Source organism: Plantibacter sp. ME-Dv--P-095 (assembly GCF_030209365.1).
GTDB lineage: Bacteria > Actinomycetota > Actinomycetes > Actinomycetales > Microbacteriaceae > Plantibacter.
On record NZ_JARVSB010000009.1, the window covers coordinates 512,996 to 534,436 of the forward strand.

The 21,441-nt window shown below is 69.7% G+C and carries 21 protein-coding genes; 14 read left to right on the top strand and 7 right to left on the bottom strand.

Going from position 1 to position 21,441, the window contains the following annotated elements:
* The first annotated feature begins 75 nt into the window (after positions 1–75).
* The 8 genes from QRN26_RS14490 to QRN26_RS14525 all read left to right on the top strand — a co-directional run bounded on the left by QRN26_RS14490 (position 76) and on the right by QRN26_RS14525 (position 9,666).
* A complete protein-coding gene (locus QRN26_RS14490) occupies positions 76–1,569 on the top strand; it encodes a glycoside hydrolase family 32 protein (RefSeq protein ID WP_285037314.1) in 1,494 nt (497 codons plus the stop codon).
* Positions 1,570–1,661: 92 nt separating this feature from the next.
* Positions 1,662–3,023 carry an ABC transporter substrate-binding protein gene (locus QRN26_RS14495; RefSeq protein WP_285037315.1) on the top strand — a complete coding sequence of 454 codons (1,362 nt, stop codon included), beginning with the start codon at positions 1,662–1,664 and terminating at the stop codon, positions 3,021–3,023.
* Between the two features lie 70 nt (positions 3,024–3,093).
* Positions 3,094–3,975 carry a carbohydrate ABC transporter permease gene (locus tag QRN26_RS14500; RefSeq protein ID WP_056013507.1) on the top strand — a complete coding sequence of 294 codons (882 nt, stop codon included), beginning with the start codon at positions 3,094–3,096 and terminating at the stop codon, positions 3,973–3,975.
* Positions 3,972–4,886 (top strand): carbohydrate ABC transporter permease, encoded by a 915-nt coding sequence (locus QRN26_RS14505; protein ID WP_285037316.1) that lies wholly within the window; start codon positions 3,972–3,974, stop codon positions 4,884–4,886. Before QRN26_RS14500 ends, QRN26_RS14505 begins: the two co-directional genes overlap by 4 nt.
* Entirely contained in the window at positions 4,883–5,923 is a 1,041-nt protein-coding gene (locus QRN26_RS14510) for a LacI family DNA-binding transcriptional regulator (RefSeq protein WP_285037317.1), read from the top strand. The genes QRN26_RS14505 and QRN26_RS14510 overlap by 4 nt, the downstream gene beginning before the upstream one ends.
* Positions 5,924–5,933: 10 nt before the next feature.
* A complete protein-coding gene (locus QRN26_RS14515; RefSeq protein ID WP_285037318.1) occupies positions 5,934–7,376 on the top strand; it encodes a glycoside hydrolase family 32 protein in 1,443 nt (480 codons plus the stop codon).
* Positions 7,377–7,457: 81 nt separating this feature from the next.
* Positions 7,458–9,044 carry a glycoside hydrolase family 32 protein gene (locus QRN26_RS14520; protein WP_285037319.1) on the top strand — a complete coding sequence of 529 codons (1,587 nt, stop codon included), beginning with the start codon at positions 7,458–7,460 and terminating at the stop codon, positions 9,042–9,044.
* A 34-nt stretch (positions 9,045–9,078) separates the two neighbouring features.
* Positions 9,079–9,666 carry a DUF1349 domain-containing protein gene (locus QRN26_RS14525; RefSeq protein WP_285037320.1) on the top strand — a complete coding sequence of 196 codons (588 nt, stop codon included), beginning with the start codon at positions 9,079–9,081 and terminating at the stop codon, positions 9,664–9,666.
* Between the two features lie 9 nt (positions 9,667–9,675).
* Here QRN26_RS14525 and QRN26_RS14530 read toward each other — a convergent pair whose 3' ends face one another.
* Positions 9,676–10,656, bottom strand: coding sequence for a helix-turn-helix transcriptional regulator (locus QRN26_RS14530; protein WP_285037321.1), 981 nt, complete (start codon positions 10,654–10,656; stop codon positions 9,676–9,678).
* Between the two features lie 98 nt (positions 10,657–10,754).
* Between QRN26_RS14530 and QRN26_RS14535 the strand changes: the two genes are divergently transcribed.
* Positions 10,755–11,213, top strand: a complete 459-nt coding sequence (locus tag QRN26_RS14535) for a VOC family protein (RefSeq protein ID WP_285037322.1) — start codon at positions 10,755–10,757, stop codon at positions 11,211–11,213.
* A 102-nt stretch (positions 11,214–11,315) separates the two neighbouring features.
* Here the strand turns inward: QRN26_RS14535 and QRN26_RS14540 are convergent, their stop codons facing one another.
* Entirely contained in the window at positions 11,316–11,909 is a 594-nt protein-coding gene (locus tag QRN26_RS14540) for a DUF805 domain-containing protein (protein ID WP_285037323.1), read from the bottom strand.
* A 375-nt stretch (positions 11,910–12,284) separates the two neighbouring features.
* Here QRN26_RS14540 and QRN26_RS14545 point away from each other — a divergent pair, with 375 nt between their 5' ends.
* Both QRN26_RS14545 and QRN26_RS14550 read left to right on the top strand, forming a co-directional pair.
* A complete protein-coding gene (locus QRN26_RS14545; RefSeq protein ID WP_285037324.1) occupies positions 12,285–13,553 on the top strand; it encodes an HNH endonuclease signature motif containing protein in 1,269 nt (422 codons plus the stop codon).
* Between the two features lie 185 nt (positions 13,554–13,738).
* Entirely contained in the window at positions 13,739–15,142 is a 1,404-nt protein-coding gene (locus tag QRN26_RS14550; RefSeq protein WP_285037325.1) for a BNR-4 repeat-containing protein, read from the top strand.
* Here QRN26_RS14550 and QRN26_RS14555 read toward each other — a convergent pair.
* A complete protein-coding gene (locus QRN26_RS14555) occupies positions 15,114–15,425 on the bottom strand; it encodes a GNAT family N-acetyltransferase (protein WP_056013142.1) in 312 nt (103 codons plus the stop codon). The genes QRN26_RS14550 and QRN26_RS14555 overlap by 29 nt on opposite strands.
* 180 nt (positions 15,426–15,605) lie before the next feature.
* On the opposite strand from QRN26_RS14555, the gene QRN26_RS14560 reads away from it, so the two are divergent.
* Positions 15,606–16,874, top strand: coding sequence for an ammonium transporter (locus QRN26_RS14560; protein ID WP_056013145.1), 1,269 nt, complete (start codon positions 15,606–15,608; stop codon positions 16,872–16,874).
* Positions 16,875–16,930: 56 nt separating this feature from the next.
* Complete coding sequence (locus QRN26_RS14565) at positions 16,931–17,554, top strand: hypothetical protein (RefSeq protein ID WP_285037326.1); 624 nt, start codon at positions 16,931–16,933, stop codon at positions 17,552–17,554.
* On the opposite strand, the gene QRN26_RS14570 is transcribed toward QRN26_RS14565, so the two are convergent.
* Both QRN26_RS14570 and QRN26_RS14575 read right to left on the bottom strand, forming a co-directional pair.
* On the bottom strand, positions 17,545–18,063 hold the full coding sequence (locus QRN26_RS14570; RefSeq protein ID WP_285037327.1) for a DUF3592 domain-containing protein: 519 nt from the start codon (positions 18,061–18,063) through the stop codon (positions 17,545–17,547). The two genes, QRN26_RS14565 and QRN26_RS14570, sit on opposite strands and share 10 nt — an antisense overlap.
* Before the next feature lie 66 nt (positions 18,064–18,129).
* On the bottom strand, positions 18,130–18,627 hold the full coding sequence (locus QRN26_RS14575; protein WP_056013154.1) for a DUF4188 domain-containing protein: 498 nt from the start codon (positions 18,625–18,627) through the stop codon (positions 18,130–18,132).
* 70 nt (positions 18,628–18,697) lie between these two features.
* Between QRN26_RS14575 and QRN26_RS14580 the strand changes: the two genes are divergently transcribed.
* Positions 18,698–19,339, top strand: a complete 642-nt coding sequence (locus QRN26_RS14580) for a MerR family transcriptional regulator (protein WP_285037328.1) — start codon at positions 18,698–18,700, stop codon at positions 19,337–19,339.
* A gap of 19 nt (positions 19,340–19,358) precedes the next feature.
* On the opposite strand, the gene QRN26_RS14585 is transcribed toward QRN26_RS14580, so the two are convergent.
* Positions 19,359–20,276 (bottom strand): carbohydrate kinase family protein, encoded by a 918-nt coding sequence (locus QRN26_RS14585; RefSeq protein ID WP_285037329.1) that lies wholly within the window; start codon positions 20,274–20,276, stop codon positions 19,359–19,361.
* 25 nt (positions 20,277–20,301) lie between these two features.
* Positions 20,302–21,369 (bottom strand): LacI family DNA-binding transcriptional regulator, encoded by a 1,068-nt coding sequence (locus QRN26_RS14590; protein WP_285037330.1) that lies wholly within the window; start codon positions 21,367–21,369, stop codon positions 20,302–20,304.
* Positions 21,370–21,441: the final 72 nt, after the last annotated feature.

Here is a 21,441-nt window from a genome sequence, read left to right on the forward strand (position 1 = left end):
AACCGCTTGACCACCCTCTTGAGGTCCCGCTACGGTAACTGCGTAACCGATTAACCACTCATCGCAGAGGACGTCATGAACCAACGAGGGTTCCACCAGCCGAACGGCGCATGGGTCGGAGACGTCATCCCGTGGCAAGAGGACGGTGTCTTCCACCTGCTCTACCTGCACGAGTCGCGTCGCGTGCCGAAGATCGGCATGCCGTGGCACCGCGTGACCACCCGGAACCTCGTCGACTTCGACGACCTCGGCGAGGCACTGGCGTCGGGCGGCCCGTCCGCACCGGACTTCAACATCTACACGGGCAGTGTCGTCCTGGACCCCGACGGCGTCCACCACGTCTTCTACACGGGCCAGCACCCCGACCACCGCGGTGCCGACGGCCTGGCGCTGCAACTGGTCATGCACGCTGTCAGCACCGACGGCATGAGCACCTGGGAGCGCAGGGAGGCCGACACCTTCGGCGCCACAGCCGGATACGAGACCGCCGACTGGCGCGACCCGTTCGTCTTCTGGGACGAGGAGGCCGCCCTCTGGCGGATGCTGATCACCGCCCGCCACGCCGACGGACCCGAGCGCCGCCGAGGCGTGATCGCCCAGTGCACCTCCACCGACCTCTCCACCTGGGAACCCGTCGAGCCGTTCTGGAACCCGCGCCGCTACATCGCCCACGAGTGCCCCGAGGTGTTCCAGTGGGGTGACTGGTGGTACCTCGTGTACTCCGAGTTCAGCGAATCGTTCACGACGCGGTACCGGATGTCCCGCACGCTGCACGGCCCCTGGCTCGTCCCCGAGCACGACACACTCGACGGTCGCGCCTACTACGCGGCGAAATCCGCCGCCCGTGACGGACGCCGGTTCTTCTTCGGCTGGATCGCCTCCCGCGACGGAGCCCAGGACGCGGGCGCCTGGCAGTGGGCCGGCACCATGTCCGTCCTGGAAGCCGAGCAGCGTACCGACGGCACCCTCGCGTTCCATCCCCCGACCGAATTGCGTGACACCTTCGCGCCCACCGGGGAGCCGGACGACACCGTCGTCCCCTCGGGCACGGTGCTCAGCGCGCCCGACGGCTATGCCGACGCCCTGTCCACCGCGGACGCACCGGATTCCTTCCGCCTGATCACCCGGTTCGACATCGCCCCCGGCACGACCGAGTGCGGTGTCCTCCTCCGGGCGAGCGACGACGGCGACGAGGGCTACGTCCTGCGTCTGGAGCCGAAGCGCGACCGCCTCGTCTTCGACCGCTGGCCCCGCTCCAGCACCGGCACGGAGCAGTGGCAGATCTCGGGCGACGTCCCGTTCGCCGTCGAACTCGAACGCCCCTGCCATCTCGCCCCCGGACGGCACGAGCTCGAGGTGATCGTCGACGGCGACCTCTGCGTCGCCACCGTCGACGACACGGTCGTCCTCAGCACGCGCCTCTACGACCGGCCGACCGGCCGCGTCGGTGTCTTCGTCGGCGAAGGGACCGTCACCGTCGAGGACTGCACCCTGCTGGAACGTGGTGACGCCGACCCCGACGACGACCACGCGACATCGCGCCGACTCGTCACCAGCACCACGTCCTGATCCCGACACCACGCTCCGCCCGCCTGCTCCACCCGCCTGCACCGCCCCGCCCACCCGCACCCACCTGTGATCGATCAACGGAGATTCCGACCATGCCAACCACCGCACGCACACGCACCATGCGCCCCACCCGCAGCACCGCCTTCGTGGCCCTCGTCGCCGCGTCAGCGCTCGCCCTCTCCGGCTGCGCCGGCGGATCGAGCGCCACGGACCCGACCGACGTCGACCCGAAGGGCGACATCGTCCCCCGCGAGATCTCCTGGCTGCTCTCCCGCCCGGCCGACGGCGGCGTGATCACGGCGATGGAGCAGATCGCCGACGAGTATGCGAAGGACCACCCCGGCTTCTCGCTCAACCTCATCACCACGCCCGACCGCCCGTCCTACATCCAGAAGTACGAGACCCTCGCGGCCGCGAACAAGCTCCCCGAGCTGTTCGACACCGACGCGACACCGTTCGCCCAGAAGCTCGCGAAGCAGGGTCGGATGGTCGACGTCGACCTGCTCCTCGAGGACCTCGGACTCGCCGACTCCTACCGCGAGGCGGCGCTCAACTACCAGCGGTTCGACGACGGTTCGCTGTACATGGTGCCGTTCGAGTTCCAGCTGGAGTTCTTCTGGTACAACCGCTCCCTGCTCGCGGACGCCGGTGTCGCTGTCCCGGCCACGCTCGACGACTTCCCCGCCATGTGCAAGGCGCTCCGAGCCAAGGGCGTCACCCCGATCGCGCTCGACGGGCAGGACCAGTGGCCGCTCGAACGTTACATGGCCTACTACCCGTTCCGGATGGCGGGTCCCGAGTACATCCAGGACCTGAAGGCCGGGAAGGCCTCCTTCTCCGACCCCGCCGGGAAGGCCGCCGCCGAGTGGCTGTACGACCTCGGGCAGGCGGGCTGCTTCCAGGAGGGCTTCTCCTCGACCGGCTACGCGGACGCTCAAGCGCTCTTCACCTCGGGCAAGGCGGCGGTCTACAACATCGGCACGTGGGAGCTGTCCAACCTGGCGACGGATGCGCTCGACCCGGGCGTCCGTGACGCGGTCGGCACCTTCACCCTGCCGACCATCGACGGCGCCGTCACCGCCGACAACGAGTACGTGACCCCCTCCGGCATCGGCATGGCGGTGAACGCGAAGACGTACGACCCGCTCGTCCGAGACTTCCTCGCGTTCGCCCTCGAGCGCTACCCGGAGCTGTACGCGGCGACGGGCGCGCTGTCGCCGACGACCTCCGCGCAGACGACCGTCCCCGCGAACGCGACCGAGCTGTACGCGAGCTCCGTGGCGCAGGCCGACGGCGTCGGACCGGCGATCGCGATGCCCTGGGACACCCAGCTCGACCCGGCCACGAACACCCGACTCCAGCAGGAACTGACCCTGCTCGTGCAGGGCGACATCACGCCGGACGAGTTCATCGCGACGATGGACGCCGCCCTCACGGAGAACGTCGATGACTGAGCTCACCCAGACCGCGGTGGGCGCGGCACCGACCCGCCCACCGCGGCGGCGGAAGCCGATGTCCACGTCCATGCTGCCCCGCCGGTCGACGCTGTCGGTGCTCGTCTTCCTGGTGCCGCCGCTCGTCCTCTACGGCGTCGCCGTGCTCCTGCCGATCGTGCAGTCGCTGTTCCTCAGCCTCTTCTCGTGGGACGGCATCACCGACATGGCGTTCGTCGGACTCGACAACTACGTCAAGATGCTCACCCGCGACGACGTCTTCTGGACCTCGTTCGGCAACGCGCTCGGCTACCTCGCCATCTGCCTGGTGCTCCAGCTCGGTGGGGCGCTCCTCGTCGCCGGGCTGCTCACCGCCCTCCCCCGGGCCCGCGAGCTCGTCAAGACGCTCTACCTCCTGCCGGCAGTCATCTCGACGGTCGCGATCGCCATCCTGTTCCAGCGGCTGTACGCGCTCGAACCGGTCGGACTCATCAACCAGCTGCTCGCCTGGGTCGGTCTCGGTGACCTCCAGACGGCCTGGCTGTCCAATGTGCAGACCGTCCTCGCTGCCGTGTCGATCCCGGAGGGCTGGCGGTTCACCGGGCTGTACATGCTCATCATCTACGCCGCCCTCATGGCCGTGCCCCGCGACCTCGAGGAGGCCGCCCGGCTGGACGGCGCGTCCTGGTGGCAGATCTTCTGGCGGATCCGCTTCCCCTACATCCGGCCGGTGTGGATCACGACGACGGTCATGGCGACGACCTTCGCCCTCCGCGGGTTCGACATCCCCTACCTGCTCACGAACGGCGGGCCCGGTCAGTCGTCCGAGCTGCTGACCACGTACATGTACAAGACGGCGTTCGTCCACACGGACTACGGCTACGCCAGCGCGATCTCCATGTTCATCGTCGTCGAGTGTCTCGTCGCCGTCGGCCTCATCTTCCTGCTGCTCCGACGGAAGGACAAGTCATGACCGCCACCCTCCCCGCCCGGCCGACCGAACAGGTCGCGCCCCCGGCTACACCGGCACCGAAGCGGAAGCCTCGGCACACCCCGCGCGTCCGGGTGCAGCGGACGATCCTCACCGTGACCGTCGTCGCGATCGTGCTCGTCCAGGTCTACCCGCTCGTCTGGTTGCTGCTCACGAGCTTCCGGACGGCGGCGGACTTCGCCGGTGGCAACCCCTTCGCGCTGCCGTCCGAGTGGACGCTCGACAACTACGCCAGAGCGTTCTCCACCGGCAACCTCGGGCTGAACATCGTCAACAGCCTGATCGTCACCCTCGGGTCGAGCGCCCTGATCGTCATCGCCGGCATGATGGCGGCCTACGCGCTCCAGGTCCTCGGCTTCCGGTTCAGCGGGCTCGTCCGCGGCCTGTTCCTCCTCGGCATCATCGTGCCCGTGCAGATCGCGCTCGTCCCCCTCTTCATCGACTACTCGCAGGTCGGTCTGCTCGACACCCACCTGTCGATGATCATCCCGCTGGCGGCGTTCGCCCTGCCGATGGCGGTCTACCTGTTCTCCTCCTTCTACGAGTACATCCCGAGGGAGATGTACGAGGCCGCGTCGCTCGACGGCGCGGGCCCGTACCGGATCTTCGGCCAGATCACCTTCCCGCTCTCCGTCAACACGATCATCACGGTCGTGCTCGTCAACAGCATCTTCATCTGGAACGACTTCATCTTCGCGAACACCTTCGTGCTCTCGGACGGATTGAAGACCATCCCGCTCGGCCTGCAGAACTACATCGGGGCGATGGGGAACACTGATTGGACGGCGACGTTCGCCGCCGTCTGCGTCACGGTCACACCGCTGCTGCTGGTGTTCCTCGTGTTGAACAAAGCGATGATCAGCGGCCTCGAGAGCGGAGCGACCAAGGGATGAGCAGCACCGACCAGCCGAAGCCCGGCACGGACCACCCGAAGAACACCTCGGGCATCACGATGCGCGACGTCGCGAAGGCCGCCGGTGTCTCCGTCGCGACGGTCTCGCACGTCGTCAACGACAAGCCGGGCTCGCGGATCGGCGAGGACGCCAAGCGCCGGGTGCACGAGGCGGTGGCCGAGCTCGGCTACCGGCCGAACGCCCTCGCGAAGACGCTGTCCCAGGGGCACTCCCGCTTCATCGGCCTCGTCGCCGACGCGATCGCGACGACCCCCTTCGCCGGCCAGATCATCCACGGCGCCCAGGACGAGGCGTGGCGACACGGCTACGTCCTGCTCGTCGCCAACACCGACGGCAACACGGCCGCCGAGGACGAGGCGATCGCGATGATGCTGGAGCACCAGGTCCGCGGGATCCTGTACTCGACCTGGTTCCACCACGAGATCACCGTGCCGGAGGCGCTCCACCAGACCGACACCGTGCTCGTCGACTGCTTCGCCGGCGGCAGCGGACTCCCCGCCGTCGTCCCCGACGAGGAGCAGGGCGGACGGACCGCGACCGAGGCACTGCTCGCGGCCGGCCACCGACGGATCGCGTTCGTCAACACCACGACCCCCTCGCCGGCACAGACCGGACGGCTCGCCGGGTACCGCGCAGCACTGCAGGCGGCGGGGGTCGCGTTCGACGACGCCCTCGTGTTCCCGGCCTCACCGGAGCAGGAGGGCGGGTACGCGGCGACCGCCGAGGTCGTCGACTCAGGCGCCACCGCGGTGTTCTGCCACAACGACCGCGTGGCCATGGGACTCTACGACGGGCTGCGGGAACGCGGACTGCGGATCCCCGACGACATGGCGGTCATGGGGTTCGACAACCAGGACGTCATCGCCGCCCACCTCAGGCCGCCGCTGTCGACGGTCGCCCTCCCCCACTACGAGCTCGGAGCGGCCGGTGTCCGTCGGCTGCTCGGCCTCGACGCCACGCCGTCCACCGGGCCGCAGCTCATCGCCTGCCCGGCCGTCCCGCGGCACTCCGTCTGAGGGCACGGCCATGCACGACGAACCGAGCGTCCTCCCGAGGCCTGGCTTCCACCTCACGCCGGAGCGCAACTGGATGAACGACCCGAACGGCTTGGTCTTCCATCGTGGGCGCTGGCACGCGTTCTTCCAGTACAACCCGGAGGGCAGCGACTGGGGCAACATGAGCTGGGGTCACGCCTCGAGCGTCGACCTGCAGCACTGGGACGAGCATCCGGTCGCCCTGCGGTACACCGCCGAGGAACAGGTGTACTCGGGATCCGTGGTCGCCGCAGGGCCCGACGGACGGCTCACGGCGTACTACACGAGCGTGTCCACCGACGGTCGGCAGGCGCAGTCCCGGGCGACCAGCGACGATGACGGACTGACCTGGCAGCGCGACCCGGCCAACCCGATCCTCGACCGCGGTTCGCACGCGTTCCGCGACCCGAAGATCATCCGATACAAGGACGCCGACGGCTTCCGATGGATCATGCTCACCGTGGAAGCCGTCGAACGACAGGTCCTCGTGTACTCCTCCACCGACCTCCGCACCTGGGAGCACGTCAGCACCTTCGGTCCGGTCGGTCCCACCGGCGTGGTGTGGGAGTGCCCAGACCTCATCCCGCTCGCCGTCGACGGTCGTCCCGAGGAGACCCGGTGGGTGCTGCTCCTCAGCACCAACCCGGTCGGGGACGCGCAAGACCCGGACGGATCGTCGATGAGCTACCTCGTCGGCGACTTCGACGGCACGGTGTTCACGTCTGAGCGGTCCGAGCCACAGCGGCTCGACCACGGCCGGGACTTCTACGCGGCGGTCGGCTTCGACAGCGCTCCGGACGGTGAAGCGGTCATCCTCGGTTGGATGGGCAACTGGCGCTACGCCGCCGACCTCCCCGCCTCGCCGTGGCGGGGTGCGATGTCGCTCCCCAGACGGCTCTCGCTGACCACGGTCGACGACGAGCCACGACTCGTGCAGGACCCGCCGGCCTTCGTGACGGAACGGTTGGCGGCGATCGAACCGACGACCGTCGCCGTGTCCTCGGACGCCGTCGACCTGCCGCTCGACGGCGACGGGGTGGTCGAGCTGCACTGGGATCCGTCGACCGCCGGCGAGCTGCGGCTCCGGCTGACGGCCGACACCGACGGCGAGGTCGTCATCGTCCACGACCCGACGGCGGCGACACTCACCGTCACCCGGTCGGGCGGCGCCATGGACACGGTGCACCCCGACTTCGCCTCCACCAGCATCGTCCCGCTCGCCGGTGACCGGCCGGCCCGGCTCCTCCTCAGCCTCGACGGCCCACTGCTCGAGCTGTTCGTCGACGGTGGTCTCACCACCGTCTCCGACCTCGTCCTCCTCGGGAGCGGACCACCCCGGCTCACGCTCGCGAGCGAACGCGCCAGCCCCGTCACCGTCGCCGTCGCCGTCCTCCACCGGGCGTCCGTCATCGATCAGGCGCACGCGTTCGCCTGACCCTCCTCCACCCGCACGATCCAGCACCATCCCGCCACGGGTGCTTTCGGCGCGCCCGTAGCACCGACGAAAGGAACCGCAATGACGCACGACCTCTCCAGACGGACCATCCTCCAGGGCGCAGGCCTCGGGGCGCTCGCACTGTTCGCGAGCACCGGGGCTCCGCTCACGGCCCAGGCCGCTCAAGCGACGACCGCCGCGCAGGCACAGGCCTCGCTCCGCTCGGTGTTCCACATGACGCCGCCGTCGGGGTGGCTCTGCGACCCGCAACGACCGGTGTTCACGAACGGCGCGTACCAGCTGTACTACCTCCACTCCGGCCAGAACAACGGTCCGGGCGGTTGGGATCACGCGACGACGACCGACGGCGTCGCTTTCACCCACCACGGGACGGTCATGCCCCTCCAACCGGACTTCCCGGTGTGGTCGGGATCCGCCGTCGTCGACACCGCGAACACGGCGGGCTACGGTGCCGGGGCGGTCATCGCCCTCGCCACGCAGCCCACGGACGGAGTCCGGAAGTACCAGGAGCAGTACCTCTACTGGTCCACCGATGGCGGCTTCACCTTCACGATGCGCCCGGATCCGGTGATCGTGAACACCGACGGACGGACGGCCCAGACCGCGGCGGAGATCGATAACGCCGAGTGGTTCCGGGACCCGAAGGTGCACTGGGACGCGGCGCGGAGCGAGTGGGTGTGCGTCATCGGCCGTGCACGGTACGCAGCCTTCTACACCTCGACGAACCTCACGACGTGGCAGTTGCAGCACAACTTCGACTATCCGAACCACGACCTCGGCGGCATCGAATGCCCCGACCTGTTCCAGATGCGAGCGGGCGACGGCAGCTGGCACTGGGTGTTGGGCGCCAGTATGGACGCCTACTCGATCGGCCTGCCCATGACCTACGCCTACTGGACGGGCACCTGGGACGGGACGCGGTTCACGGCCGACGACCTCACCCCGCAGTGGCTCGACTGGGGATGGGACTGGTATGCCGCCGTCACCTGGCCGAAGGCGGAGTCGCCCGATGACCGCCGGCTGGCGATCGCCTGGATGAACAACTGGAAGTACGCGAACCGCGACGTCCCCACCGACGCCTCGGACGGGTACAACGGCCAGAACTCCGTCGTCCGGGAACTGCGACTCGAGGCGCAGTCGGGTGGTCGGTACAGCCTGCTCAGCTCGCCCGTCGACGCCCTCGCCGGGTATGCGACCGCGACGCTCACCCTCCCCGACCAGACGGTCACCGGGAGCGCCGTCCTGCCCTGGAGCGGCCGGGCCTATGAGATCGAGCTCGACCTCACGTGGGACACCGCGAGCAACGTCGGGCTCTCCGTCGGGCGCTCGGCGGACGGCTCCCGGCACACCAACATCGGTAAGGCCGGGGCCGAGCTCTACGTCGATCGGGCGCCGTCCGACCAGGCCGGCTTCTCGCTGCAGCCGTACACGCGGGCCGCAGCGCCGATCGACGCGGCTGCGCGCTCCGTCCACCTGCGGGTCTTCGTCGACACGCAGAGCGTCGAGGTCTTCGTCAACGCCGGGCACACGGTCGTGTCGCAGCAGGTCCACTTCGCCGAGGGAGACACGGGGATCTCGTTCTACGCCGACGGTGGACCACTGAACGTCTCGGGGATCACGATCCGCGAGTTCGGAACGGCGATCTAGGCGAGCGCGCTCATCCGTGCGTCAGGATGGACGGATGGATCTCCAACACCTGACCGAGCACGGACGCTGGACGACGGCCCCTGCGGCGGTGACGACGGAGGCGGACGGTTCGCTCCTCGTCACCGCCGTCGAGGGCAGTGACGCCTGGCGGCACACCTCGTACGGGTTCGTCCACGACACGGAGCACGCCCTGGTCGCCCCGATGCCACGCCGCGGGGCCGTCGAGGTGACGTTCGTCCTCGACGGCTCCGAACAGTTCGATCAGGCAGGGGTGTTCCTGCGGGTGTCCGAGACGGACTGGATCAAGGCCGGCGTCGAGGTGTCTGACGGGGTCGCCCAGCTCGGCGCGGTCGTCACGCACGGCACCTCCGACTGGTCGGTCGCGCCCGTCCCCGACTGGCTCGGACGCCCGGTGACCATCCGCGCGAGCCGGGACGGCGACGCGGTGACGGTGCGCGCGCGGGTGGACGAGGAGGACTGGCGCCTGGTCCGGGTGGCGCACCTCGACCCGGACGCCGAGGTCGAGGCCGGGCTGTTCTGTGCGGCGCCGACCCGCGCAGGACTCACCGTGCGCTTCACCGCCGTCCGCCTCGGTCCGCCGGACGACGCGCTGCACGGCTGACCGCGGTCATCACCGGGGAGTTGCCGCCCCGCGGGTCGCCGTCGCCGCGTTGCGCTCGGCGAGCACCGCGAACGCCGCAGCCAGTTCCGGGGGCTCGACCACCTCGATCTCGGTGTCGAAGCGGTTGAGCGAGGCGGCGAGCGCGACCCACGACCAGGCACCGGCGGTGTATCGGGTGCGGTCATCGCCAGCCGCCTCGGCCGCGCCGTCACCGACGAAGGGCTCGACGGAGGACAGCGGGAGGCGCAAGAGGACGGTTCCGACGCACGGCCACCGGTCGGCGTGCTCCGAGCCCTTGAACCGCGCGGCGACGAACGCCGGCACGTCTTCCCCGGGCACCTCGCGCGGACGGAAGCGCGGTCCGGTCGGCGTCCGCGGCTCGATGCGATCGACGCGGAAGATGCGCCAGTCGTCGCGGTCGAGGTCCCAGGCCACGAGGTACCAGCGCTCGTCGGAGAGCACGAGGTGATGCGGTTCCACCCGACGCGGCGGTTCCGGGCCGTCGACCGCCCGACCGAAGCGGAGCACGTGTCGGTCCCGGATGGCGGCCGAGACCGAGAGCAGCACCTCGGAGGAGACCGTGGGCGTCGGCGCGGCTCCGGTGCGGGCCACGTTCGCGACCTCGAGCGCGTCGAGCCGGTGACGGACCCGCGAGGGCAACACTTGTCGGACGGTGGTCAGGGCTCGCAGTGCCGCCTCGCCGATCCCTGCACCCGCCACGGCAGCGGTCTGGAGCGCCACGGTCAGCGCGACCACCTGGTCGTCGTCGAACAGGAGCGGCGGCAGTTCACTCCCGGCGTCCAGGCGATACCCACCGTCCGGACCCATCGTCGCCTCGATCCGGTAGCCCATCTCACGCAGGCGGTCGACGTCGCGCCTGATCGTGCGGTGACTGACGCTCAGTCGATCGGCGAGGAGCGCGCCCGGCCAGTCCCGCCGGGCCTGGAGCAGGGAGAGCAGCTGCAGCAGACGCGAGGTCGGAGAGGACACGATCCGAGCGTAAACCGAATAGCGGACACGATCTGTCCTAGACGCCGGTGATCATGGTGCTCAGCCGGGAGGAGCCCGGTCCGAATCGAGGAGCACTCATGAGCATCACGACCACCACCCACCTGAACTTCGGCGGCGACGCCCGCACGGCACTGGCCTTCTACGCGTCCGTCTTCGGCGGACAGACCACGATCGCGAGCTATGCGGACTTCGGTATGCCCAAGGGCGCTCCCGGGGCGGAGCTGGTCGTCTTCGGACAGCTCGAGTCCGCCGACGGGTTCCGGATCATGGCCTACGACAGCCCGGGCGCTGTGGGCGGCTCGCTCATCGGCGGTGGCGCGACCCGTCGCGAACACGGCACGACCGTCACGGAGCAGTCGTGCTTCGTCTCGGTGCGCGGCGAGACCCTCGCGGAGGTCCAGGCCTTCTGGGCGAAGCTCACCGAAGGCGGCACCGTCGTCGAGGAGCTCGCGGCGTCCGCATGGAGTCCGGGCTTCGGCATGGTCACCGACCGGTTCGGGGTCACCTGGATCCTCGACGTCGCCGCGGCGTCCTGAGACGACCGCTCGCTGAGGCGACCGCACTCACTGAGGCGGAGACGGAACGGGCCGGTGCGGAGGTCATCCACACCGGCCCGTTCCCGGTCATCAGCGTGCGGCTCAGCGCAGCTTGTCGAACCGCTGGCCTTCGGCCTTCGACGGCAGGAGGAACAGGACGAGCAGGATGATGCCGCCGATCGACGGGATGAGCGAGAAGAAGTAGAACGGGCCGGGGAAGTTGGCGTCGTGCAGTCGGCGCCAGATGAGGGCGAGGCTCGGCACGATGGTCGCCAAGCCGATGAGCATCAGCAGGACGAAACCGACGATGATGAGCGGTGCAGCCCCCGGGATCTCGAGGATGCCGGGCTGGGTGTAGTAGGTCCTCGAGCCGGCACTGTTGTCGAACACGATCGCCTCGCGCTGTGCGGCAGCCGACGACGCACCGATCGCGACACCCGTGATCAGCAGGATGTTCGGGATGAGCGTGACCAGGAACAGGAACAGCGTGACCCACCAGTACTCGCTCCGCGAGGCACGGCCGGAGAAGGTCGCGTACTTCCGGAGGTAGCGCTTGGCCGCCTGCGTGAACGTCGCCCCGTAGAGCGGAAGCGAGAGGTCGTCGGGCGAGGTGGCGCCGCGCGGAGCCTGGGGAGCGTCGTTCGGGGCCGCGTACGACGGGGTTGCGGGGTATTCGGGTGTCGGGTTGGAACTCATGGCTGCTTTCGGTCGAAGTCGGTCGATGACTCAATTCTGGCAGCGCCGGAAAGCACCCCCGGACGGGTTGCATTCCAGCGGGGCGGACTGGTCCCTGCCGGCGCGGTTCGCGGAGCCCGAGTCGGTCGCCGAGCCTGTCGAGGTGCACCCTTCGACAAGCTCAGGGACCGGAACGTGTCCGGTCCGCGACGCCCTGTCACTGGGGCCAACCCGGTCACCGAGCCTGTCGACGCGCGCCCAACAGCAGGCGCGCGGCCCGAGCGAACCCATCAACCACACCCGGTCACTGAGCTTGTCGAAGTGCTCACGGAGATGCCTCCACACCCACTCGTACTCGGCATCTGGAATGTCAGTGGTCCATGGTGGACTGGAGTCATGACCGAGACCACCACCGCGACTAGCGCGAGCGACGAGTACGCCGCGCAGCTCGCCGAGTTCTCGGACGAGTACGCGGAGATCGGCCGGCTGCGGGCCGTGCTCGATGCGCGTGAAGCGCGGTTGCTCGCGCGGTCCGCTGCGTATGCGGACGCTCTCGCTGACTCCGTCGTCCCCGCGATCTACCCGCCCGCAGAGCGGCGTGCACTCTCGCGGCGTTCGACGTGCGCGATGCTCGCGATGGCCACCCGCTCGGCCGAGCGGACAGTCCTGCACGCGACGGACGACGCCGAGCGGCTCGTGAACGAGGCCCCCGCAGTGTTGGCGGCGCTTGAAGCGGGCATGATTTCCGGGCGGCATGCGCGGACGATCACCGACCAACTGCGTGAGGTCCCGTCCGCTGGTCGCGCATCGTTTCTCGCCGAGGTACTCCCGATGGCTGAGCGATTGACCGCCGCGCGGCTCAAAAAGCGCGCGAAAGACCTCCGCGAACGACTCCACCCCGAATCCATCACCGCGCGCGCACTGCGTTCCGAGGCGGACCGCCGCGTCGAACTCGAGCCGGCCTCAGACGGTATGGCCTGGGTGCACCTGTTCACCACGGCGCCCATCGCGCAGGGCATCGTCGAGCGCCTCGAGGCCGCGGCTGCGGAGTCACGCAAGGCCGGCGATACTCGCACCTGTGGGCAGTTGCAGGCCGACGCCCTCGCGGCGCTGGCCCTCACCGGCGTTACCCCGGACGATGTCGCTTCGAACCCGGTGCTCCCGCACCCGATCGAGGTGCAGGAGCACATCAAGCCGACCGTGCAGATCACGGTCCCGGCGCTGAGCCTGGCCGGGGTGAGCGACGCACCCGGCACCCTCGACGGATACGGGCCGATCGACCCCGCGACCGCAGCGCGCATCGCGGTCAACGCACCGTCCTTCACCCGCATCCTCGTCCAGTCCGAAACCGGAGCCGTCCTCTCCGTTGGGCGGAATCAGTACCGAGTGCCAGCCGATCTTCAACGGGCAGTGCGCCTTCGGGACGGCACCTGTCGCGCACCCGGCTGCGGGAGGCGAGCCAGAGCCTGCGACCTCGATCACTCGGTCGCCTGGCAGGACGGCGGGACGACAGACGTCGGAAATCTCGCCTGCCTGTGCCGACATCACCACCGCATGAAGCACCTTCCCGGCTGGGACCTCGAGCACCGGCCTGGCGGTGTCCTCAACTGGACGACACCCGATGGGAAACACCACCGCACCGAGCCGGACCCCGCGCCGTTCTGAACCCCCGCCGGTCCCTGAGCCTGAGCCTGTCGAAAGGTTCCTCGTGGGCACTTCGACAAGCTCAGCGACCGACGGAAGCGCGCCTGAAACGTCTCGCTCCCTGAGCATGCCACCTGCAGGAAAGCGCTTGCCCAGTGCGCGGTCACACCGGTAGCCTCGTCCGGAACCCCACCCGGAAGGTCGCAATGCCGCGCCGACACGACAGTCCATCCACCAGCGACCACCCCACACCGATCGTCGTCAACGACAACGCCGCCTGGTGCTGGTTCCAGGACGAACGGGCACTCGTCGATCCGGTCGCCGGCCTCCTCCTCGTGGGATCGATCGCCTCGACCACCGGTGTCGACGGCGAGCGCCGCGGCGGCAACGTCGAGGTCACCGTCGTCGACCTCACCACCGGCAGAGCCGACGTCGTCGTCCTCCACGAGCGACTCGAATCCGACGACCATGACGTGCCCGCCCTCTGGCACCGTCCCGACGGCCGCTGGCTCGCGATGTACACCCGCCACAAGACCGACGACCTCACCCGCTGGCGCATCAGCGAACCCGACGACCCACGCCACTGGGGGCCGGAGCAGACCTTCGACTGGAGCCCCCACACCGGCGGCTCCGGCGTGACCTACGCGAACCTCCACGAGCTCGACGGCCGCCTGTACTGCTTCGCCCGCGCCGTGAACGACGACCAGTGCGCCCTCGTCTCCGACGACCACGGCGACACCTGGCGGTACGCCGGCAAGCTCTTCACCCGCCCGAAGGTGGGCTACGTGAACGGCTACACCCGCTACACCTCAACACCCACCCGGATCGACCTCATCACCACCGACCACCACCCGCGCGACTACGACAACAGCGTCTACCACGGGTTCCTCGACGCGGACGGCCTCCACCGCACCGACGGCAGCATCGTCGACCCGCACCCGCTGAGCGGTGACGCGCCCTCACAGGTGGACCTCACGAGCCTCGTCGCCGCCGGGTCCACCCTTCCCGAGGGCGGCCGATGGCCGGGGGTGCGTCTCGGCCACGGCTGGACGGTCGACCTCCGGCGAGCCGCCGACGGCACCCTCGCCGCCATCGTCTCCGCCCGCGCCGACGACGGTCCGGCCCACCCGGACGAGGCCACCGAACGCTTCCGGCCCGTCCTCGACCACCGGTTCCTCTCCGCCCGCCTCCCGCCAGGAGGCGACTGGTCGGTGCATCCGCTCGCCCTCGCGGGCGCCGGGCTCCTCCCCCACGAGCAGGACTACACGGGCCTCGTCGCGATCGATCCCGACGACCTCGACTCCGTCTACCTCTCGAGCGCGATCGACCCACGCGACGACACGACCCTGCCGCACCACGAGATCTTCCACGGACGGACCACCGACGCCGGGGCGAGCTGGTCGTGGACGCCCGTGACGGAGCATTCGGCGCACGACAACCTCAGACCGATCGTCGCACCTGGCGATCCGTCGACCGTCTCGCTGCTCTGGTTCCGTGGCAGCATGGCGAGCTCTCAGGACTACCGATGCGAAGCCGTCCTCCTGCGCTTGCCCCGCGCCCCGCACCTCTCGCGCGAAGCGGTCACTCCGGCCAGGACACCTCGCCGCTGAAGTCCGGGTGCTTCCGCAGGTATGCCTGGATGAAGGGGCAGTAGGGCACGATCGTCAGGCCGCGCTCGGCGGCGTCGTCGAGGGCCGCTGACGCGAGGACGCTGCCGAGCCCCTGCCCGCCGAAGTCGGGATCGATCTCCGTGTGGGTGAAGAGGATCCGGCCCGGTTCGTCTCGGTACCCGGCGATCCCCGCGACGCGGTCGCCCACACGGATCTCGTACTCGTGGCTCTCGTCGTTGCGGACGACCTCCGGGGTGTCCGCGTCGGTGCTGGGTGTCGTCATCGGGGCTCCGTTCCACTCGGTCCTCACTGTACGTCCGATGCGCCCCGTCATGAGCTGTTTACACGGCGTCCGGATCCGCAACCTGCCGGAAACATGGGCACACGCCGACGGAAACACGGTGGTGTCACGCTGGGCGCACCCGACGCGCTCCAGCCGCGTCCCTGCGGAGAGGCACCTCGAATGGATCAAGGAAACACAGCGTTCATCCTGATAGCTGCGGCACTCGTGCTGCTCATGACTCCAGGGCTCGCATTCTTCTACGGCGGCCTGGTGAAGGCGAAGAGCGTCATCAGCATGATGATGATGAGCTTCGGCGCACTCGGCCTCATCGGCGTCCTCTGGGTGCTGTACGGCTACGCGATCGCGTTCCCCGGCTCCGAAGGCACCGTCGCACCGTGGGCGATCGACACCGCGAACATCGGCCTGACCGGTGCCCTTGAGACGCCGGAGGGTGCCTCCTACCCGCCGCTCGCCTTCGTCGCGTTCCAGGCGACCTTCGCGATCATCACCGTCGCGCTCGTCTCCGGTGCGATCGCGGACCGCGCGAAGTTCGGCTCCTGGATGATCTTCGCCGGCATCTGGGCGACCGTCGTCTACTTCCCCGTCGCCAGCTGGGTCTTCAACTTCGGCCTCGCCGATGACGGCAGCTTCGCCTACGGCGGCTGGATCACGCACGGCCTCCAGGACGTCTTCGGCGTCGGCGTCATCGACTTCGCCGGTGGTACCGCGGTGCACATCAACGCCGGCGCGGCAGCGCTCGCCCTCGCGCTCGTCCTCGGTCGTCGCGTCGGGTTCAAGAAGGGCGCCTACGTCCCCCACAACCCGCCGTTCGTCCTCCTCGGCGCCGGCCTCCTCTGGTTCGGCTGGTTCGGCTTCAACGCCGGCTCCGAGCTGGCCGCCGACGGCACCGCTGCACTCGCCTTCGTCAACACGATCGCCGCTCCGGCCGCCGCCCTGCTCGCCTGGCTCGTGGTGGAGCGCGTCAAGGACGGCAAGCCGACCTCCGTCGGTGCCGCATCCGGTGCGGTCGCCGGTCTCGTCGCGATCACCCCGGCGTGCGCCTCGCTGCACCCGATCTGGGCGATCGTCCTCGGTATCGTCGCCGGCGCGGTCTGCGCACTCGCGATCGACCTGAAGTTCAAGCTCGGCTTCGACGACTCGCTCGACGTCGTCGGCATCCACCTCGTGGGTGGCCTCATCGGCACGCTCTACCTGGGCTTCTTCGCCAACGGCACCGGCCTGTTCATGGGTGGCGACGGCTCGCAGCTGCTCGTCCAGGCGATCGCCGCGTTCTCCGTCCTGATCTACTCCTTCGTGCTCGCCTTCATCATCGGCTTCGCGATCGAGAAGACGATCGGCTTCCGCGTGAAGAACGAGGACGAGATCGCCGGCATCGACACCGTGGTCCACGGTGAAGAGGGCTACATCCTCGTCGACGCCAAGGCCTGACCGACCGACCGCACCACTGACCGACCTGCACCACCTCCCGACCCGACGAGGACGAGATGCGCGCAGCAGCTGGACCCGAACCGGCTGCCACTCCCGCTCATCTCGTCCTCGTCGACGTCGTCCCACGACCACCCGCGACACCAGGGCCGTCCCGGATCATCCGCTTCGACGACCTCGTCCGGCAACCACTCGACCGGGGCCGCGGCAGCGTGCGGGACGTCTGGATCAGCACCGACGTCGACCATCGCATCCGCTGGCGACTGCAGCTCGTCGAGCTCCGCGACGCGAGCGGCCTCATCTCCGCCCCCGACGACCTCAACCACGCCATCGTGGGGTTCGCCGGCCCGCAGGTCGTGGTGCGCGCCGGCGGGAGCGCCGCGACCGGCCCTGGTCGGATCCTGCACCGGGAGGAGGTTCTCACCGTGCACGAGTCGTCGGTGCGGTTCTCCAGGCCGCGCCTCCGGGCGTCCGGGTCGAGCTCGATGATCGTGCTCAGCTACAGCGTCTCCGAAGACCCGCCGGCCCTGACGTTCCGACACACGGACGCCCCGACCGGACCCGTCGACGGCCTGCAGATCGTCCTCGCCCTCGGGACGCCGGTACCGCACGACTCGGGCGAGATCCCACGCGGGGCTGCGCTCGTCTCCGCGCCGCTCGCCGTTCCGCCGCGCTACCGCTGACCGGCGGGTGGCTGCATCGCTGCACGGCGCGCCTGTGCGCGCTCCCACCGGCCACGAGCGGCCATCACCAGCATCATGACGCCCGTCCCGCCGAGGATGACGGTGAAGACGGCTCCGAGTCCGGTCATCCACTCGCCCTCGCCGCCGTAGCCCTCCACGACCGCCGTCCCCGGATCGGAGGCCCGGTACACGATCGCGACCTCGTCGCCGACGGACGGCCGGTCACTGATGTCCCAGGACTCCCAGACCGTGTGCACGCTGTCGTCGGTGGCGCGGTACTCGACCCGGAAGTCGAGGTCCGAGGCCTCCACACCGTCCTGCACCTCGGTGATCGTGCCGGTGGTGCGCGTACCCGTCTGGAGCAGCTCGTCGTCGGCCATCCGGAGGCCGACTCCGATCGCGATCATGACCGGACCGACGAGCAGCATGCCGAGGATGAGGGCGACCATGCCGAAGCTCTTGCGGGTCGGGTGCGACGCCGCTGGCGCCGGCTGCTTCTGGAGGTCCACCCGCCTATTCCAACACACGTCGGCTGGGGCTCGACACACGTCGGGTGGTGCTCGAGACACCGTCGGTCAGGCCGCCTCCGTCCCACCGGTCCGGCCGTCGGCGAACCGCTGACGCGCGTGCTGGTTGCGGGAGCCGATGGGGACCGCCTCGGTCGCGGCCGGCAGTCCCATGGCGGGCGTCGACACGTAGATGCTCTCGGCGCGCTCGACGAGGAACGTCTCGTGCCAGACGCCGACCGCCTTCGGTGCCGACCGGGCACGCCGGTTGAACCGCGACCAGGCCGGTCGATGCTCGGAGGCGGGCGCGGACGCGTAGGCGTAGAGCTTCTCGATCGACGACCAGTACTGCACGAGGTACGGTCCGGACGCACCGAGCAGGATGTGCGAGCCGAGCAGGCCGGAGTCCGGGTCGGTCATCAGCTCGCGCAGCATGCGCGGCATCTCTCCGAAGATCGGCATCCACTGGTCGGGACGCCACCACTGGTTGACGGTCATCCCGATGTGGAAGACGACGAGCTCCCCCTCGTGACGGTGGGTGATTCGGCCGGCGACGACGCGTGACATACACTGCTCCTTGTTCGATAGGGACGCTATCCAAGTTGGATAGTAGCACTATCCATGCGAGAAGGACACGATGCGGATCTCCGAACTCGCCGCGGCATCCGAGGTGCCGGTGGCGACCATCAAGTACTACCTGCGCGAGCGACTCCTGCCGGAGGGCGAGCGCACCTCGGCGACCCAGGCACGATACGGCGACGCCCACCTGTCCCGGCTCCGGGTCATCAGAGCCCTCCTGACCGCCGGCGTCAGCATCGCCGAGACCCGGAACGTCGTGGCCGCCCTCGACGCACCGCCGCCCGGCCCGTACGACCTCCTCGGTGTGGCGCACGCCGCCGTCACCCCGCGCCCCTCGGGGCCTCTCGACACCACCGACGCTCTCGAGCTCTACGAACGGCTCGGCGGCGTCGCGGCGCAGTGCGACCCCGGTCTTCTCGCCGGCCTCGCCCAGGCGCTCGACACCCTGGAACGCGCCGGCTTCACGGTGCCGCCCGAGGTGCTCGACCGCTACGTCGAGGCCGCGCGTCGCATCGCCGAAGCGGAGATCGACGGCATCCCCACCGACTCCCCCGAGCTCGCCGTGCAGTACATCGTGCTCGGGACGGTCCTCACTGAACCACTCATCCTCGCCCTCCGCCGGGCGGCGCAGCAGGTGGTGTCCTCGGCACGGTTCGGCGGGCCGGACGCCACGATGCCGATGACGCCGCAGGAGTCCTGAGCGTCAGGCGTCCTGAGCGTCAGGCGTCCAGTTCCGCCAGCGTCGGCGGGTTCGCCCCCGGGCGAGACACGGTGACACTCGCGGCGCGCGCAGCACGCTCGAGGAGTCGACGGAGGTCATCGTCGGAGATCGCCCCGAGCCGCTCCTCGGCCTCCGGCCCCGACACCCCCGCGGTCAGTAGGCCGTCGATGAGCGCACCCATGAACGTGTCGCCGGCACCGACGGTGTCGGCCACCGTCACCCGCGGCGTCGCGATCTCGAACACCGAGCCGGCGCGCACCACGAGGGCTCCGTCGCCACCCCTCGTCACGACGACGAGGCCCGGCCCCGACGCGACCCACTGCTTCGCCGCGTCGACGAGCGCGAGGTCCGGGTGCAGGAAGGCGACGTCCTCGTCACTCGCCTTCACCACGTGGGCCCGTGCGATGCACACGAGCGCCGTGCGCCGAACACGCTCGGCGTCGTCGACGAGCGTGGGACGGATGTTGGGGTCGTAGGTGATGAGCGCCGATGCCCGACGGGCCTCCACCAACGCGCTCAGGCGACCGGCACTGGGCTCGAGGACGGACGCGATCGAGCCGGTGTGCACGACGGACGCCTCCGGAGCATCCGTGGCGTCGAGGTCGAGGGAGAGGTCGAACTCGTAGGTGGCCGCACCGTCCGCGTCGAGCGTCGCCTGCGCCGTGGAGGTCCGACCGGTGGGCGCCGACACCAGCGAGACCCCGGACGCGTCGAGCCAGGCCCGGATCGCCGCGCCACGCTCGTCGTCGCCGACGTGGGTGACGAGCGCCGGGACCCGGCCGAGTCGGCCGAGGGTGATACCGACGTTCGCCGGGCTGCCACCGGGACTCTCGGCCTGCGTCCCGTCGAGTCGACGGACGATGTCGATGAGCGTCTCGCCGGCGATGAGCACGTCGGTCGTCGGGGTCGTGTGCATGGCTGTTCTCTCTGCTGGGTCCGGGTCAGACGACGTCGGGTGACGGAGCCGTCGGTGACGGGGTGGCTGGTGACAGGGTGGCGAGCGAGTCCCGTTCGATGATCGGCATGGTGACGAGCTCGTGCCCGAGGGCGTGCCGACCGAGGAGCATCGACGCTCCGAGCGCGCCGATCTCCTGGTAGGGCAGGCGGGCGGTGGTGAGCCCCGGCCGAAGATAGCCCGCGAGGATCTCGTCGTCGAAGGAGACCACGGAGACGTCCTGCGGGATCCGGCGTCCCCGTTCGAGCAGCACCTGGTACGCACCGAAGGCGACGCCGTCGTTCGCGGCGAGGATGGCGGTGACGTCGGGGTGCCGGTCGAGGAGGGCGACCGTCGCCTCGTAGCCGGGTTCCGGCTGCCACTCGACGATGTCGACCCGGGCCGGTTCGATCCCGGCCTCCGCGAACGCGGCGGCGATGCCCTCGAAGCGGAGCGCGACGGTCGCGGTCTGGCGGAGATCGCTGATGACCTCGCGCGGGAGGTCGCCGACGACGCCGATGCGGCGGTGGCCGGCGTCCACGAGTCGCTTCGCGACCGCGTACCCGGCGGCGCGTTCGTCGGGCAGGACGTTCGCATGACCCGACGAGGAAGCGCCGTTGAGGACGACCACCGGGACGCCGGTCGAGGTACTCGGGAGGTCGATGAGACGGGCGCCGAGCAGGCCGATGAGGATGCCGTCGACACGGTGGTCGATCATCGTCTCGAACGCCCGGGCGAGGCCGCCCTCGATCCCCTGGGTCTCCGCGATGAGCATGGTGTGGTCGTTGGCCTTCGAGACCTCGAGCGCTCCGCCGATGAGTCCTGAGGCGTGGCGCGTCAACGTGACCTCGTCGGAGATGAACCCGATCGTCCGGGTCTTGCCTCGCCGGAGCACCTGGGCCGCGGGGTTCGGGCGGTAGTCGAGTTCGGCAGCGGCCGCGCGCACCCGCTCCACGGCGTCCGCCGACAGCCGCGACCCCGGGCGGTCGTTCATGATCATGCTGACAGCGGCCTTCGACATGCCCGAGCGCTCGGCGACGTCCGCGAGGGTCGTGCGGCGGCGCTGGGTAGACATGACACTCCTTCGTGCGGGTTGCTGAATCAGTTCAGCATATCGCGCGGAGCTGTGTTATGTTTCGTCTGCTGA